This is a genomic window from Roseateles sp. GW821-FHT02E12 (assembly GCF_059421665.1).
In genome coordinates this window covers 762357-778236 of the sequence record NZ_JBWKVK010000003.1, presented here as the reverse complement: position 1 = coordinate 778236, position 15880 = coordinate 762357, and the positions used below count along the sequence as shown (strand labels likewise).

Sequence of the window (15880 nt, the reverse complement as noted above, 5' to 3'; positions counted from 1 at the left end):
CGGGCTTATATTGACGATCAGCTCTTCAACTGCAACACCGGTTGGAGGCGACGCAGCACTCATGAGGCACGGTGTTGCGCGTGGAAAGCGGCGACACGCTCCGCCTCCAGAACCTGATGGATGCCGATCTGCAGGGTGCGGCCGCTCGCGTGAGGCTGGCCGACGGGCTCCTCTGAACGGAAGCGGATGCAGCGCACGTACAGCGGCGACAGGCTGTTGACCGACGTGACCAGGCGGACAGGCCGGCGCGACACGCGCTTGAACAGGCCCACGAGCTGCGCAATGCTGGTGGCCTGCTCGGCCGCAATGATCTTGAGGACGGATTCACCTGAGCGCCCCTGCAACCCCTGCAGGGCGTCCAGCGTGCGGTCGGCGGCGTCATCCGCAAAGATGTAGTCGCGAATGGTGTCCAGCGGCACGTAGATGTGGATCACCTGGTTGGCAACGATGCGGCGCGCCAGCTGGGTGATGAGCCCCTGGGCCTTGTCGCGCGATTGGCCGACGCCGTAGAGCGTCGAGTACCTGGCGATCAACGCTGACCACCCCGGCTGCCCGTCGACCATCCTGCGGAACATCGCCTCCTGCCGGAGCTTGTGCTCGGCATAGGCCGAACCGGGTGCGACGGCGCTGGATTCGCTGACGGTCTCATCGCGCGACTGCCCGTACAAGGCGCCGGCGGAACTGGCAAGCACAAAGCTGCCCGGCAACTGCCGAAACACCGGCTGGGCGGCGAACCGCTCGAACAGCAGTTCGACGGCTTGGGCCTCCGTGCCGAGCGTCGCGGCATCACTGGACATCGCGCCCACACCCGCCGCCCAGATCACGAACCAACGCTCGGCCTTCTCGGCAACACGCGCAAATTCGGCAACCTCGCGATCCAGTTGCACCGCCAGGACATCGTTGCGACCCCAGGCGAGGCGCTGTTGCACGTCATGCACAGCGACATCGCGACGCTGACGCAGTGCCCGCACCAGCGCACTGCCCAGCAGCCCTCCCGCACCGATGACCCAGGCGGCCTCGCGCATCATTCAATGCTTGGGCGTGTCGGCTTGCTGCTGACCACGTAGAGCGGTCGTCCCATTGCGATCCCCATCGTCACGGCCAAGTACTCGGCGATCACGCCGAGGGCCATCAGCATGGTGCCGCTGAAGAAGGACACCACGATGACGAGCGACGCCCAACCCTGCACCGGGATGTCACCCATGAGCTTGCTGATGACCACCCACAGGGTCAACGCCACGGCAACGAGCACCGACAGGCCGCCGGCGAGTGTGATGAGCCGCAACGGGCGGGTACCGCTCGTCAGGACAAGCGCCCAGAAATGGGCAATGAGCCTGATCAGCGAATAGCCCGAAGGCCGCCCCGACTCCTCACGCACGACCACCGGGCAATGGCCCACGCGCGTCGTCAGCCAGGACAGGCCGACGTCCAGATACACGCCGTAGCCGCAATAGGCGGCCAGCGAGCGGCCGATCTCGCCGTCGATCAGCCTGAAGCTGTTGAAACGCCCCATCGCCTGGTTGCCCAGAAGGCGCACGCTGACGGACTTCGCGAGGCGGCTTGCCGCATTGCGCAGGGCGCCATGCGGCGGCGGATTGGTGGGCTGCGCGTAGACCAGCTGGTGCCGCCCGGTCAGCGCCACGTCCAGCATCCGGGGCAGGTCTGCCGGGTTTTGCTGACCATCCTCGTCCATCGTCACGATCCAGTCGCCGACGGCGCCTGCAATGCCGGCGAGCGTGGCGGCGTGTTGGCCGAAATTGCGCGAGAGCCAGACCGCCCGCACCACGGGATGCTCGCTCGACAAGGCCTCGATGGCCAGGTCCGAACGGTCTGGCCCGCAGTCATGCACCAGCAGGATCTCGCAGACGCGGTAAGCCACGCCCGATGGCGTCACACCGCCCTGCGCAAACGGCAGCAGCTCGTTGATCAAAGCCGGCAGGCTGTCGGCTCCACGGTAGACCGGGATCACCACCGAGATGCGCTGCGCATCCCGCACCACGACCGCTTCACTCATACAGATTCTCCGGCTTGTTCATGCAATGGCTTTGCCAGTGGGCGCCGCAGCCGCCTTGAGTTGCTGGACCGGCCGTTGGCATCATGGGCTCCTGATGGATGGGTCAGGCGATGGCAGCCGCCAGTGCGCTGACCACTTGGTCCTGCTGCGCTTCGGTGAGGTCGGCGCTCATGGGCAGGCTCATCACGCGCGCCGCGGCAGCCACGCTGTGCGGGCAGGCGTCGGCGGTGGCGTACTTGGCATAGGCCGGCTGCAGGTGCAGCGGGCGCGGATAGTGGACCGCCGTCGGCACACCGGCGGCCTTGAGCTTGGCCTGCACGGCGTCTCGGTCGTCCACGAAGACGGTGTACTGCGCCCACACGCAGTCGCGGTCCGGCCGCACGGCCAGCAACTGCAGGCTTGGGATCGCAGCCTTGAGCTTGCGTTCGTACTCGGCGCCGAGTTCAAGCCGCCGACGGACCTCCCACTCGAAGCGATCCAGCTTGCCCAGCACCACGGCGCATTGCAGCGTGTCCATGCGGCCGCCCACGCCCACGCGGGTGTGCAGATAGCGCTGGCTCTGGCCATGGATGCGGATCTCGCGGCAGGCCTGGGCCAGCGCATCGTCGTTTGTGAAGATGGCACCACCGTCGCCATAGCAGCCCAGCGGCTTGCTCGGGAAGAAGCTGGTGCAACCGAAGGTGGAGGTGTTGCAGCTCTTGTTGCCGCGGTAGGTGGCGCCGAAGCTCTGGGCGGCATCCTCGATGACGGCCAGACCGTGGCGCTGGGCGATGACGTTGATGGAGTCCATGTCGGCCACCTGGCCGTACAGGCTCACCGGCATGATGGCCTTGGTACGCGGCGTGATCGCGTCTTCGATGAGGTTGACATCGATGTTGGCCGTGTCGGGCTCGATGTCGACGAAGACGGGCACGCCGCCGGCCAGCACGATCATCTCGGCGGTGGCCGCGAAGGTGAAGGGGCTGGTGATGACTTCGTCGCCGGGCTGCAGGTCCAACGCCATCAGGCAGATCAGCAAGGCCTCGGTGCCGCTGGCGACGCTGATGCAGTGCTTGGCGCCGGTATAGGCGGTCAGCGCGGCCTCCATCTCCTTGACCTCGGGGCCGAGGATGTACTGGCCGTGGTCCAGCACCTTCTGGATGCGGGCGTTGATGTTGTCGCGCAGCGCCGCGTACTGGCTCTTGAGGTCGATGAAGTCCATTAGCTCTTCTCGATGAGTTGGAGTTGCTGGCCGGCGAGGCGATAGCGGTCGCCGGTGTGGGGGCAGGTGGTGTCGATGGGCTCGGGGCTGGCCAGGGGCAGCTCCAGGCGCTCGCCGAAGCGGCTCATCCAGCCGATCTGCCGGGCTGGCACGCCAACCATCAGCGCGAAGTCAGGCACGTCGCGGTTGATGACGGCACCGGCGCCGATGAAGGCGTAGCGGCCCACGGTGGTGCCGCAGACGATGGTTGAGTTGGCGCCCAGGGTGGCGCCCTGCTTCACGAGAGTGCGGCGGTACTCTTCCTTGCGCGTGACGGCCGAGCGCGGGTTGTAGACGTTGGTGAAGACCATGCTGGGGCCGCAGAACACGTCGTCCTCCAGCGTCACGGCGTCGTAGACGGAGACGTTGTTCTGGATCTTGACGTTGTTGCCGATGAGCACGTCATTGCCCACGTAGACGTTCTGGCCGAAGGAGCATTTGGCGCCGATGCGGGCACCCGCGCTGATGTGCACGAAGTGCCAGACGCGGCAATCCGCGCCGAGCTGGGCGCCATCGTCGACGATGGCCGAGGAATGAACGGTCGTCGCCATATCAATAGGCCAGCGGCAGGTTGATGCGTTTGCCGTCGCGGGCGCTCATGTAGAGCGCGATGAGCAGCTCGAGCGACTTCAGGCCCTCGCGGCCATCGGTCTCGGGATGGGCTTCGCCGCGCAGCGTCTTGATGACGTTGTCGTAGTACAGCGGGTGGCCGAAACCGTAGACGGAGGTGGTCTGGTAGCTGGCGTCCTTGATGAGCGCGTCCATGTCGTGGGGTGCGTCGAACTCCCAGTGCTGGATCTCGTTGACGGCCAGGCCGCCCACGCGCACCGAGCCTTTCTCGCCCAGGATGGTGATGGAGCCTTCGAGGTTCTTCGGGTAGGTCAGCATGCTGACGTTGACGGTGCCCATGGCGCCGTTGCGCCACTTCAGCGCGGCCGCACCGCTGTCCTCGACCTCGATGTTGCGGGCCAGCGTGCCGGTGTAGGCCATGACGCTTTCGACGGGGCCGCAGATCCAGTCGAGCAGGTCGATGTAGTGGCTGGCCTGGTTCATGAAGGCGCCGCCGTCGAATTCCCAGGTGCCACGCCATTCCGCGCTGTCGTAGTAGCTCTGCGGGCGGGTCCAGAAGACGTTGACGGCGATGTTGTACAGGCGCCCGAAGCGGTTCTCGGCCACGGCGCGCTTGAGCAGCTGCAGCGTGGGGTTGCGGCGGTTCTGCTTGACGACGAAGAGGCGCACGCCAGCGTCATCGCAGGCCTTGACCATGGCCAGGCCGTCCTGCCAGCGTGTGGCCATGGGCTTTTCGGTCATCACATCGATGCCGGCGCCGGCGACCTCGATGGCCTGGCGCGGGTGCAGGCCACTGGGGGTGGTGAGCACGACGCAGTCGATGTTCAGCTCCGCCCTGGCGGCGAGCAGCTCGGTGAGGCTGGCAAAACCGCGCGCGCCGGTCTTGGCGACGGCGGCAGCCAGCGCGGCGGGGTCGGTGTCGCAGACGGCCGCGAGTTCAGCGCGCTCGCCATGCTTCTTGATCGCCTCGATGTGGTTCTGGGCGATGCGGCCGCAGCCGATCAGGGCGAAGCGGACCAGGCGGCCGGTGACGGGGGGGCGGGACTGTTGCATTCGGTTCACCTGTAAGTTATTTGTCCTGGGCGGCATTGTCGGCAGGTCGCCGCGGCCAGCGCATCAAGCGCGTCAGTCTTGCAAAGGCCGGGTCGGCGGCCAACGGGTGGCGGCACCAGCTCAATGCCAGCACCCACGACACGCAGCAGCTAAGGATAGCCAGCAGGAACCAGGGGGTGGTCTGCGGCTGGCCAGCCTCGCGCGGGTGCAGCCACAGCAGCAGCGCGGGCAACGCCAGCGCCAGCAAGGCCACGGCAACGCTGCGCAGGAGCTGGCGGCGCAGCGCCAGCCAGTCATTGGGCAGGAACTTGCCCTTGACGGCGTAGACCAGCGGCAATTGCAGCAGCATGGCCAGCGCCAGCGCGGCAGCGCACGCCCAGGGCTCGCGCCAGTAGGCGGCCGCCGCCACGATGACGGCCGCACGCGCCGGCTGAAAGACGACCTCCATTCGCGTGAGCAGGTCCATGCGGCCCATGGCCACCATCAGGTTGCCGATCAGGCTGCCCGCCGCGGCCAGGGCGCCGGCCAGGCAGAAGATCGGCACCAATGGCGCAGCCGCGTCCCACTGCGGGCCGAACAGCAGCCGCAAGGTCTCCAGCGCGTACAAGGAAACAAAACCGTAGAAAGGCCAGGCCACCACGCTGACATAGGTAACGCTGGCGACGTACAGCGGCTCCATGGCCTGCTGCTCGCGCTGGGCCTTGGCATAGGCCGGGTAGGCGACGTTGCGCACCGCACCCATCAGGTCACGGTGGAAGAGGTTCATCAACCCTTGCGCGCGGCTCAGCAGCGCGACGGGCGTGAAACCCATCAACTTGCCGACGGCCAGGTCGTTGATGTCCATGGACACGGAAGTCACGACGCCGATGACCGAGCTCTGCGCACCGAACTTGAACAGGCTGCGCCACTGCGACAGGCCGGGCCGCAGCAAGCGCCGCTCACCCTGCGCCCACCAGGCCGCGAAGCCCGTCGTCGCGCTGACGACGAGCGTGCCGGCAACAAGCCCGATGGGGCCGAAACCAGCCCAGGACAAGCCCACGCTCGCGATGGCACCGGCCAATGTCGCGACGAGGTTCACCACGGCCAGGGCCTTGAAGGCCAGGCGCCGGCGCAGCAGGGCCAGCGAGATCGTCGAGAACGGCAGCAGCAGGAAGTTGAAGGCGGCCAGCCACAGCAGATCGCGCATGCGCGGTTCGCGGTAGAACTCGGCCACCCACGGCGCCACGCCGAAGACAACAAGCCCCAGGCCCACGCCGATGACCAACGTGACGCCCAGCGCCGTGCGGATATGGTCGTCGGTGAGGTCCTTCTCCTGGATCAGATAGCTCGCAACGCCGAAGTCGCGCAGCACCTGGGCGATGCTCATGACGGCCAGCGTCACCGAATAGACGCCGATCTCGGTGGGCGTCAGCAGCCGGGCGATCAGCAGGTTGCTGGCCAGGCTGATGATGATCAGCGCATACCGCTCGGCGAAGGAGAACAGCAGCGCGCTGCGCACGTTGTTCATCGGACAGCGCTCATCGCAGCGGCACCTGGGGCCGCCCGTCGGCCGCGGCGTCCAGCACCGAGGCCAGGCGCTGCGCATTCGCGGCACGGCTGTAGCGTTCGATGCCATTCGGCGGGGCGACGCGCGCCTCGCCGCGCAGCCAGCCGAGCAGTGTCTCGGCCAGGCCGGCCACATCGCCCGGCTCCACGCGCACGCCGCCACCCACCTCGTTCAGCACGTAAGAAACCTCGCTGTCTTCCGGTACGACGGCCAGGATGGGCCGGCCGCAGCCCAGATATTCGAAGAGCTTGCCCGGCAGCGAGGCCTTGGCGTAGAAGCCCGTGGGCACCGGCAGGTAGAGCAGGTCCGACTGCTTCATGAGCTCGACAGCCCGGGCATGCGAGACGGGGCCCAGCTCGCTGACCCATTCACTGACGCCCGCCTTCGCAGCAGCGCCGGGTTCGAAGCCTGCCGTCTGCACGCGCAGCCGCGCCAGCTCGGGCTGACCCTGGGCCTTGAGCAGCGCAATCGCCGCGTAAAGGTCATCCAACCCGTAGCCCGTGCGCCAGACGCCGGTGTAGCAAATGCGCAGCAGGCCATCATCGATGGCAGGCACGTCGTCGGCAAAGTCGGCCGGCTCGAAGCCGTTCGTGATCAGGTGCAGGTCGTCGCGACCGCAATCGCGGCCGATGCTGTGCACGAGGGTTCGGGTCACCGTGACGATGGCCGCCGCATCGCGGGCCGCCAGCTTCTCCAGCGCCGGGTTTTCGCGCAGCTGCTGCGGCGACGCGTGCTCCCAGGCCATGTCGCCGCTGGGGGTCCACTGGTCGCGGTAGTCGATGACGTAGGGCTTGCCGGTGCGCCGCGACACCTCCCGGGCGATAAGGAAGGCGGTCCAGGGCCAGCCGCTGGCGTAGATGGCGTCGAAGCCCACTTCATCGTGCAACTGCACGGCGCGCTCGACCGCCAGGGGCAGCCAGCCGGCGGCAAGATCCGGGACGGTGGCGCGCTCTCGCAGCCGCCAGGCCAGCGCCTCCACGCCGCGTTCGCGCCAGCGCTGCGGCAGCCAGCCCATCCAGCGCCGTGCACGGTCGCGACTCAGCAGCGGCACGCGCTCGACACGCGTACCGGGGCGCAACTCCGCCGACAGCTCAGGCTCCAGCCGCACATGCGGATCGGCCTCCCAGCTCAGCACCAGCGGCTCCCAGCCGAGGTCGGGCAGATGGTTGGCGAAGGTCAGGCTGCGCCGAGTGCCCGAATTGGGGATGGGCGGGAACAGATAGGCAATGAAGAGGACTCGGCGCATCAGTTCGACAGGTTGCGAAGCAGGCGCAGGCCGAATTTCGCCCGGCCGCGATCCCAGGGCGTGAAACGCGGGATCTGGAAGACATCGTCGCCGCGCCGGGCCGCGGCCCAACGGGTGGACACCGCAGCGTCGAAACCAAGCTCGCGCACGATGGCGGGGTGCACGTCGGGCAGGTAGTCGTTGCCGGGCTTGCCGTTGGGGTAGGCAAACATGCCCACCTTTTCACCCAGCAACGACTGCAACACGTCGCGGCTGCTGCCGATCTCGTCGGCAGCCTGGTTCGCGTCGAGCTTGGCCAGGATGGGATGGCTGACCGTGTGGGCGCCGATCTGCATGCCAGCACGGCGCAGCGCCCTCACCTGCTCGCTGCCCATCATCAGGTCGTCTGGCGGGCTGACCTCGGCGCGCGCGGCGATGGCATTCACGCAGGCCAGCCGCGGCTCGGGTGGCAGGTACTTCACGCGCTCGATGAGCCGACCCAACGCAGCGCGACGGCCGGCTGTATCGCCCAGCGCGTGCTGGCCCAGGTCCTCGCCGCGGACGTCCTGCAGGCCACGCAGATCCAGCGTGGGCCGGGCGGTGCGGCGCACGGCCTCGATCAGCGTGTCATTCCACATGCGGCCGCCGTCCAGGAAGCCGGTGGCGACGAAGAAACTGCACGGCAGGCCATGCTTCTTCAGCAGCGGCAGCGCGACGTCGTGGTTGTCGGCATAGCCGTCATCAAAGCTCAGCGCCGCGGCGCGCGCAGGCAGGCTGCCTTCCTGCAGGCGGCGGGCCGCCTCGTCCAGCGGCAGCACGTTGAACCAGGACCTGACCCAACCCAGCAGCTCGTCGAAGCGCGCCGCATCGACTTCATCGGGGAACAGCGGGTCGACCTGAGGCAGGACGCGATGAAAGATCAGCACGTTCAGGCGTGCACTGATGCCCCCCGGTGACAGCAGGCTGAACAGGGGCTTCATGGCAGCGGCACCGATTTGGACTTCTTCTTGAACCAGTTCTGCACGAACGGTGGCAGCACCAACAGCGGCTCGGGCTTTTCCTTCAGCCATTCCTTGCGCGCCAACCAGCGCCGCCCCACGACGGCCATGACCATCATGTTGTAAGGCAGGTCCCAGTAGGACAGGCTCAAAAAGGCGCCGCCCACCGCATACCCGACGAAACCCACCTGCAGCATGCCGCCCAGGTCTGACAGCCACTGGGTCTCCGGTTGCCGGCGGCCTTGCACCCGCAAATAGTTGGCAGAGCCCCAGGCGAAGCCGAACAGGGTCAGGAAAATGAACAAGCCGACGAACCCTTGTTCTCCCAGCACCATGAAGTAGATGCTGTGCGCCGCGTGAACGTCGTTGGGGTCGGGGGCGTAGATCGCGAAGATCGTGCCCGACCAGATGAAAAAGCCGCCCCCAAAGAAGTTCGACTTGGCCACGTTGAAGGCCAGCCACCAGGCATTGATGCGGCCCATCGCCGACTCATCCTGCTGGTAGGTCTTGATGGTGTTCATCCGGTCCCACCATTCGGCCGGCATGAGGGACAGCAGCGCAGCGCCAACGAGCACCATGCCGACGGCGCCGATCATCTTGTTCTTGCCTCGCCACCACAGCACCAGCGCCATGGCAGCGATGGCCAGCAAGGCCCCGCGAGAATGGCTGCCCAGCGATGCCGCCGCCATCATGACCATGCAGAAGGTCATCGTCGTCTTGGCCCACTTGGTCTGCATCTGCATCTGCAGGAAGCGCATCAGCGGAATGACCATGACGATGGCCAGGGCGACCTCGTTGTTGCCTTCGATGTAGGTGTTCTCCGGCCCCCAGATCTTGTAGCTGCCTCCGGTGAGCACCGTGAAGATGCCGCCTTTCACGCCGTAGAAGGCGATGGAAAGAACATTGACCCAGACGAAGATCAGCAAGTGCCGTTTGGAGTGCAGCAGCGCCAACGTCACGAGCACCATGAAGTCGATCTTCATGACCCGCTTGTAGAGCCCGAAGCTCTCATCCCAGATCATCGAGAACGGCAGCGTGATGCAGAACCAGATCATGAAGATCATCAGCGTGATGTTCTCGCGGTTGAGCGAGTAGTCGCGCCGGTCCTTGGACATGAACAGGCCAATCAGCGTGGCACCGCCGATGGCCGCAGCGAAAGGCATGTCGCGCAGATTCCAGCTGAGCTGGTGCGGGTTCATGATGCTGAGCCAGGTCCAGCACATGATGCCGACCCACGGCCGCTTGAAGGCGTGCAGGAAGCACCAGCCGATGATGACGACCAGGACAAGGTCACGCATGGCTGCTGCCTCCTGCGATGGTCTGGAAGAGGTTCAGCTGGCCCTGCGTGGTCTCCTGCCAACCGAAACGGCGCGCATGGCCGCACACGGCCTCACGTGCCGGCAGCGACTGCCAAAGGTTGCAAGCCGCGTCGGCCAGGCTTTGCGCCGTGCGTTCCTTGACGATGCGCCCGGTCAGCGGCGGCTCGACGATCTCCGGAATGCCGCCCACCGACGTCGCGACGACGGGCGTGCCGCAGGCCATGCTTTCCAGCAGCACATTGGGCCAGCCCTCGCGCTCGGAGGCCAGCACCAGCATGTCGGCCGCGCCATACCAGCCGGACAACTCCTCCTGCGGCAGGCCGCCCAGGAAGCGCACCTGAGAAGACAGGCCCAGACGCTCGCTCAAGGCCTCCAGCGCGGGCCGCAGCGGGCCTGTGCCGATGATGCACAGCTTGGCATCCAGCCCCTGCTGGCGCAGCAGTGCCAGGGCTTCGATGACGAGGTCATGCCCCTTGAGCGGCACCAGGTTGCCCACCGAAATGAGCAACGGACTGCCGTTGACACCCAGCCGCGCGCGTAGCGCCGCAGGGTCGGTGTCGGCTCGAAACCGTGTCAAGTCCACACCGTTGCGCAACGTCAGCTGCAGCGGGCTCGTCATGCCCAGCTCGCGCATGCGCTCGACCAGTGCCTGGCTAACGCCGATGGACGCACTCGCAACGCGCGAGGCCCAGCGCATGAAGCGCAGCGGCAGCGCATGGCGGCCAATCAGGTTGACGTCGCTGCCTCGCGCCGTCACGGCCAGCGGCTTGCCGAACCAGCGTGCCAGCAGCGCGGCGGCAACGCCGTCGGGGTAGTAGTAGTGGGCGTCGATGACATCGAAGTCGAAGCCTTCGTCGATGAGCTTGCGCACGGCGGCGCGGGCGCCCAGCGCCAGCGTCAGCGGCGCGGTCGTCATGCCCACCTTGGGGAGCAGCAGATAGCGCGGATGCAGCACGTCCAGCCCATTGCGCTGCTCGCGCGCTGGCGTGGCGGCGAACTTGGCGTAGTCGCCCCAGCGTGAGTCCGTCGACGGGAACCAGGGCACGGGCGCGATGACGCGCGACTCGACCTGGCCGCTCTTCATAAGCTCTCGCAGTCGCGTCTCGACAAAGATGCCGTGGCCGGGCCGCACGCTGCTGGGGAACAGCGTCGAGAAGGTCAGCACCTTCAGCTTCTTCACGCGGCAGCCTCCACGGCTTCGAATGCTTCCACGAGGATGCGGCCGAACACGTCGGCGGCGACACGGTGGCCAAAGCGGTCCTCCACCAGCGCACGCGCGGCACGCGACAGCTTCAGGCGCAGCGCGTCGTCGGCAATGAGCTTCAACGTCGCTTCGGCCAGGGCCTCGGCGCCGTCGGCGCGCAGGAAGTGGGTGCCATGGTCGACATCCAGCCCTTCGATGCCAATGGTCGTCGACACGACCGGCAGGCCCATGGCCATGGCCTCGAAGGCCTTGATCCGGGTACCGCCGCCGACGCGCAGCGGAATGACGAAAGCCTGGGCGTCGCGCACATGGTCACGCACGTCGTCCACGAAGCCGGTGAAGGTCACGCCCGGCACGTTGCGCTGCGTCAGCGAGGCCGGCGGATGGCGGCCGACGACGCGCAGCTGCGCGTTGGGCACCTTGGTGCGCACGCGCGGCCAGACCTCGTCGATGTAGAAGCGGATGCCGTCGACATTGGCTTCCCAGTCCATGGAACCGGTGAAGACGACGGTCGGGCTGCCGTCTGCCGGGGCCTGCCAGGAAAAGAAGTCCAGATCCACGCCTGTGGGAATGGCACGCGCCGTCTTCAGGCCGTCATTCTTCTCGAACATCTTGGCGTCGCGCTCCGACACGGCGACGACGCGCGTGAAGCGGGCCAGCGCCTCGCGCTCGAAGCGGCGCATCTTGCCCGCCTGCGAGGCCCACAGCCAGCGCAGCGGTGCGCTCGCGACCGTCTTGGCATGACGCTCGAAGATCTCGGCCTCGACGTTGTGCGTGAAGCAGACCGTCGCGCCCTTGAGGTTGTCCGGCCTCAGCACAGCGGCGTGCACGAAGTCGAAGACGACCACATCGAACGCTTCAGCAGCCAGCGCCTTCTCGACGGCGGCGACGGCCGCCGTCGTGCGGTCGTTCACCACGTTGATCGGCAGCGAGGACAGCAGGTCCGGCGCACGGCGCCAGCGTGGCTGCGGTGCGCTCGGCGCCCAGCCGATGAAGCGCTCGCACTGCTTGTCCAGCTCGCCCTGCCATTCGCGCTGCTGCTCGGGCGTGGCCGGCGACAACAGCGTCACATCGAACTGACCACTCTCCTTGAGCCCGCGCAGGATGTTGCCCGTGCGTATCTTGCCGCCGGCATCGGCCGGGAACAGGAAGACCGGCGAGACGAAGGCAACCTTCAGGGGACGGTGCAGAGCCGCGCCCTGAGCGTCCGTCGTGACAACGCCAGGCGTGGAAGCCAGGTCCATCACCAGCAAATGCCCTCGTACTGCGCAAAGCCAGCGTCGCGCAGGTCGGCATAACCATTCAGGTCCACGACACGCGCGCCCTTGCCCAGCGCGATGATGCGCTGGCGGGTCTCGGCGTCGGCGTGGCCCACGACGATGATCTCGGCGCGAGCCAGCACGGCGTCCGGCGTTTCCTGCAGCAGCTTGTCGAGGTGGGGAATCTCGCGGTCGATGTATTCCTTGTTCTTGCCCAGCAGGCGCGCGATCTTGACGAACTTGTCGTAGATCGTGAGGTCGAAGCCCTTGCCCAGCAGCTTCTCGGCCAGCACGACCAGCGGCGAGTCGCGCAGGTCGTCGGTGCCGGGCTTGAAGGCCAGGCCGAACAGGGCCACGGGCTTGCGGCCGTTGGCGGCAATCAGCTCATAGGCACGGCCGATGTGGGCGTCGTTGCTGTCCAGCAGCGCACCCAGCACGGGAATGTCCACGCCGCGCTCACGGGCGATGGTCAGGAAGCCCTTGACCTCCTTGGGCAGGCAGGAGCCGCCGAAGGCGAAACCTGGCCGCAGATAGGCCTTGGAGATGTTGAGTTGGGTGTCGCGGCAGAACAGTTCGAGCACGTCGCGCGAGTCCAGGCCCGTCTCCTTCAGCACGGCGCCAGCCTCGTTGGCGAAGACGATCTTCAGCGCGTGGAAGACGTTGCAGAGGTACTTGACCGACTCCGCCACGCCGACGTCGGCCGCCACGAAGTTGCCAGGCACGCCCGCGTACAAACGCTTCATGACCTCCACGCCAGCCTCGTCCAGGCTACCGACGATAGTCTGCGGCGGGTTGTGGAAGTCGGAAACCGATGAGCCTTCGCGCAGAAACTCGGGGTTGAAGACCAAAGACAGGCGGTCGCCGATCTTGCGGCCGGCGGCCTTCTCCAGCAACGGAGCGATGCGCGCGCGCGTGGTGCCGGGCGCCACCGTGCTGCGGATGACCAGCGTGTGCTGGCCATCTTTCTTGGCGATCTCCGCACCGATCTGGCCAACCACGGCGTCCAGCGCCGTCAGGTCAGGCATGTAGTTGGGCAGCGACGGCGTGGCCACCGAGATCAGCGAGATCTCGGTATCGCGCACCGCAGCGGCGACGTCGCGCGTGGCCGTCAGCTTGCCGGCCTTGACGGCAGCGCCGATCAGCTCCTCGATGCCCTCCTCCACCACCGGCGACTGCCCGGAGGCGATCAGCTCGACCTTGAGCGGGTTGATGTCGACACCGACAACGTCGTGGCCCAACTCCGGGAGGCAGGCACAGGAGACCGCGCCGACATAACCGAGACCGAAAACGGAAACCTTCATCTTTGTCCTTTGGAAATCAGGCGGCAGCCTGCGCCGGGGCCTGGGTCTGGGCCAGGCCGGCATTGCGCAGGAAAGCATCGAACATCAGCAGCGCCCACAGCGGCTGGGCATGGTCGAGCGCGCCACGCTCGTGCTGGTCCAGCAGGCGGGCGATGGTGGCGGGGTTGAACCAGCCCGTCTGGGCCAGGGCACCATGCTGCAGCGCCTGGCGCGTGGCCTGGCGCAGCGGGCCGCGCAGCCAGCGCGCCAGCGGCACGGCAAAGCCCATCTTGGGCCGGTACAGCACATCGTGCGGGAGCATGGGCTCCAGGGCCTTCTTGAAGATGTACTTGCCCTCCTGTCCACGCAGCTTGAGGGCCGAGGGCAGCGTGGCCACCCATTCGACGAGCTTGTGGTCCATCAGCGGCTCGCGCACTTCCAGGCTGTGCGCCATGCTGGCGCGGTCGACCTTGGTGTTGATGTCGCCGGGCAGATAGGTGTGGATGTCCAGGTACTGAACCAGCGCCAGCGGGTCGTCCGTGTTCGCGCGCTGCGCATGCTCATGGAACACCTCGCTGGCGTGCCAGCCCTGCAGCTCGCGCTTGAAGGCATCGCTGAACAGTTCCTGGCGCAGCGGGTCTCGCACCAGGCCCATGGTGTTGAAGTAGGCATCGACCGAGGTGCGGGCGATGGCCTGGAAGGTCGTCTTGGCGCGGAAGACGCGCGGCGCCCAGTCGGCCTTCGGGTACAGCTTGGCCAGCGGGCCGAAGACGCCCTTGCGCAGCGCCAGCGGGAAGGCGCTGCGCATGCGCTCTTCCATCATGTGCATCTTGTAGCGGCGGTAGCCGCCCAGGCTCTCGTCGCCACCATCGCCGCTCAGCGCCACGGTGACGTGCTTGCGCGCGAGTTCGCAGACGCGGTAGGTCGGGATGGCCGACGAATCCGCGTAAGGCTCGTCGTACAGATGCGCCAGCAGGTCGACGAGGCCGAAGTCGTCGCTGCTGACGGTCTCGACGCGATGGTTGGTGCGGTAGCGGTCCGCCACCATCTGCGCAAACTCGGTCTCGTTGAACTTGGGGTCGTCGAAGCCGATGGAGCAGGTGTTGACGGGTTGGTCGTCCAGTTGGGCCATCGCCGCGACGACAGCGCTCGAATCAACACCGCCTGACAGGAAAGCCCCCAAAGGCACTTCGGCCTTCAGACGCAGCTTGACCGACTCGGACAGCTGCCGGCGCAGTTCCTCGGCGGCTTCCTCTTCGCCGATCTTCGCGTCCAGCGTGAACTTGACGTCCCAGTAGCGCTGCGGCGTGCCCAAGGCCTGGCCGCGCTTGACGAGCAGGCGGTGGCCGGGCGCCAGCTTCTTGGCGTGCTTGTAGATGGTGCCCGGGTCAGGGACGTAGCCCAGCGAGAAGTAAGCCTCGACGGCGCGCGGGTCGATCTCCTGCCGCAGGCCGCCATGGGCCATCAGGCTCTTGAGCTCGGAGCCGAACAGCAGCCAGCCGTCCTCGGTCATCGCGTAGTGCAGCGGCTTCACGCCCAGGCGGTCGCGTGCCATGAAGAGGCAGTCGCGACGGCGGTCGTGGATCATGAAGGCGAACATGCCGCGCAGGTGGTGCACGCAGTCCTCGCCCCAGTGCTCCCAGGCGCGCACGATGGCCTCGGAGTCGCTCTTGGTGCGGAACACATAGCCGTGGCCGCGCAGCTCGTCCATCAGCTCCAGGTAGTTGTAGACCTCACCGTTGAAGACCAGAGCCACCGACTTGTCGTCGTTGAAGATGGGCTGCTGGCCGGTCGCGATATCGATGACCGACAGGCGCCGGTGGCCGAAGCCCACGCCGGGCTCGATGTGCAGGTCACCCTCATCTGGCCCGCGGTGATGCTGGGACTCGTTCATCCGGTGCAGGCGCTCGCGCTCGGGGAAGCGTTGGCCGCGGGTATCGAACAGACCGGTGATGCCGCACATGGGGTTAGGCCTGAAGGTGCATTGTTGAGACACAAGGCGCACGCGAAGGCGCACGGAAAGACGGATTCTTACCGAGGCGGCCGCCCTCACCCTGCCACCCACCCTAGGTTTGTGATTTCGCACACGATTTCTACCCTTGAACGGGGGGTACCGATAGCAGGCTCCACAATCGTCTTCCGCGATGATCCGCGGCGCATAAAAAGCCGGCC

13 protein-coding genes are annotated in these 15880 nt (G+C 66.8%); all 13 read right to left on the bottom strand.

Features of this window, described 5'->3' with window-relative positions; genetic code table 11:
• Window positions 1-59: 59 nt before the first annotated feature.
• The 13 genes from AC07V5_RS21495 to AC07V5_RS21435 all read right to left on the bottom strand — a co-directional run bounded on the left by AC07V5_RS21495 (window position 60) and on the right by AC07V5_RS21435 (window position 15671).
• On the bottom strand, window positions 60-1025 hold the full coding sequence (locus AC07V5_RS21495) for an NAD-dependent epimerase/dehydratase family protein (RefSeq protein WP_495117744.1): 966 nt from the start codon (window positions 1023-1025) through the stop codon (window positions 60-62).
• Complete coding sequence (locus AC07V5_RS21490; protein ID WP_495117743.1) at window positions 1025-2014, bottom strand: glycosyltransferase; 990 nt, start codon at window positions 2012-2014, stop codon at window positions 1025-1027. The genes AC07V5_RS21495 and AC07V5_RS21490 overlap by 1 nt, the downstream gene beginning before the upstream one ends.
• Before the next feature lie 103 nt (window positions 2015-2117).
• Window positions 2118-3215, bottom strand: coding sequence for a DegT/DnrJ/EryC1/StrS family aminotransferase (locus tag AC07V5_RS21485; RefSeq protein ID WP_495117742.1), 1098 nt, complete (start codon window positions 3213-3215; stop codon window positions 2118-2120).
• Window positions 3215-3805 (bottom strand): acyltransferase, encoded by a 591-nt coding sequence (locus AC07V5_RS21480; RefSeq protein WP_495117741.1) that lies wholly within the window; start codon window positions 3803-3805, stop codon window positions 3215-3217. The genes AC07V5_RS21485 and AC07V5_RS21480 overlap by 1 nt, the downstream gene beginning before the upstream one ends.
• A 1-nt stretch (window position 3806) precedes the next feature.
• The gene (locus AC07V5_RS21475; protein ID WP_495117740.1) at window positions 3807-4877 is read right to left on the bottom strand and encodes a Gfo/Idh/MocA family protein; all 1071 of its coding nucleotides are present in this window, start codon (window positions 4875-4877) and stop codon (window positions 3807-3809) included.
• Between the two features lie 16 nt (window positions 4878-4893).
• Complete coding sequence (locus AC07V5_RS21470; RefSeq protein WP_495117739.1) at window positions 4894-6384, bottom strand: lipopolysaccharide biosynthesis protein; 1491 nt, start codon at window positions 6382-6384, stop codon at window positions 4894-4896.
• Between the two features lie 10 nt (window positions 6385-6394).
• On the bottom strand, window positions 6395-7669 hold the full coding sequence (locus AC07V5_RS21465) for a glycosyltransferase (protein WP_495117738.1): 1275 nt from the start codon (window positions 7667-7669) through the stop codon (window positions 6395-6397).
• Window positions 7669-8628 carry a polysaccharide deacetylase family protein gene (locus AC07V5_RS21460; protein WP_495117737.1) on the bottom strand — a complete coding sequence of 320 codons (960 nt, stop codon included), beginning with the start codon at window positions 8626-8628 and terminating at the stop codon, window positions 7669-7671. The genes AC07V5_RS21465 and AC07V5_RS21460 overlap by 1 nt, the downstream gene beginning before the upstream one ends.
• Window positions 8625-9944 carry a putative O-glycosylation ligase, exosortase A system-associated gene (locus AC07V5_RS21455; RefSeq protein WP_495117736.1) on the bottom strand — a complete coding sequence of 440 codons (1320 nt, stop codon included), beginning with the start codon at window positions 9942-9944 and terminating at the stop codon, window positions 8625-8627. Before AC07V5_RS21455 ends, AC07V5_RS21460 begins: the two co-directional genes overlap by 4 nt.
• Entirely contained in the window at window positions 9937-11136 is a 1200-nt protein-coding gene (locus AC07V5_RS21450; RefSeq protein WP_495118020.1) for a glycosyltransferase family 4 protein, read from the bottom strand. Before AC07V5_RS21450 ends, AC07V5_RS21455 begins: the two co-directional genes overlap by 8 nt.
• Window positions 11137-11141: 5 nt before the next feature.
• A complete protein-coding gene (locus AC07V5_RS21445) occupies window positions 11142-12413 on the bottom strand; it encodes a glycosyltransferase family 4 protein (RefSeq protein WP_495117735.1) in 1272 nt (423 codons plus the stop codon).
• Window positions 12413-13729, bottom strand: coding sequence for a nucleotide sugar dehydrogenase (locus tag AC07V5_RS21440; RefSeq protein WP_495117734.1), 1317 nt, complete (start codon window positions 13727-13729; stop codon window positions 12413-12415). Before AC07V5_RS21440 ends, AC07V5_RS21445 begins: the two co-directional genes overlap by 1 nt.
• Before the next feature lie 16 nt (window positions 13730-13745).
• The gene (locus tag AC07V5_RS21435; RefSeq protein WP_495117733.1) at window positions 13746-15671 is read right to left on the bottom strand and encodes an XrtA/PEP-CTERM system amidotransferase; all 1926 of its coding nucleotides are present in this window, start codon (window positions 15669-15671) and stop codon (window positions 13746-13748) included.
• Between the last annotated feature and the right edge of the window lie 209 nt (window positions 15672-15880).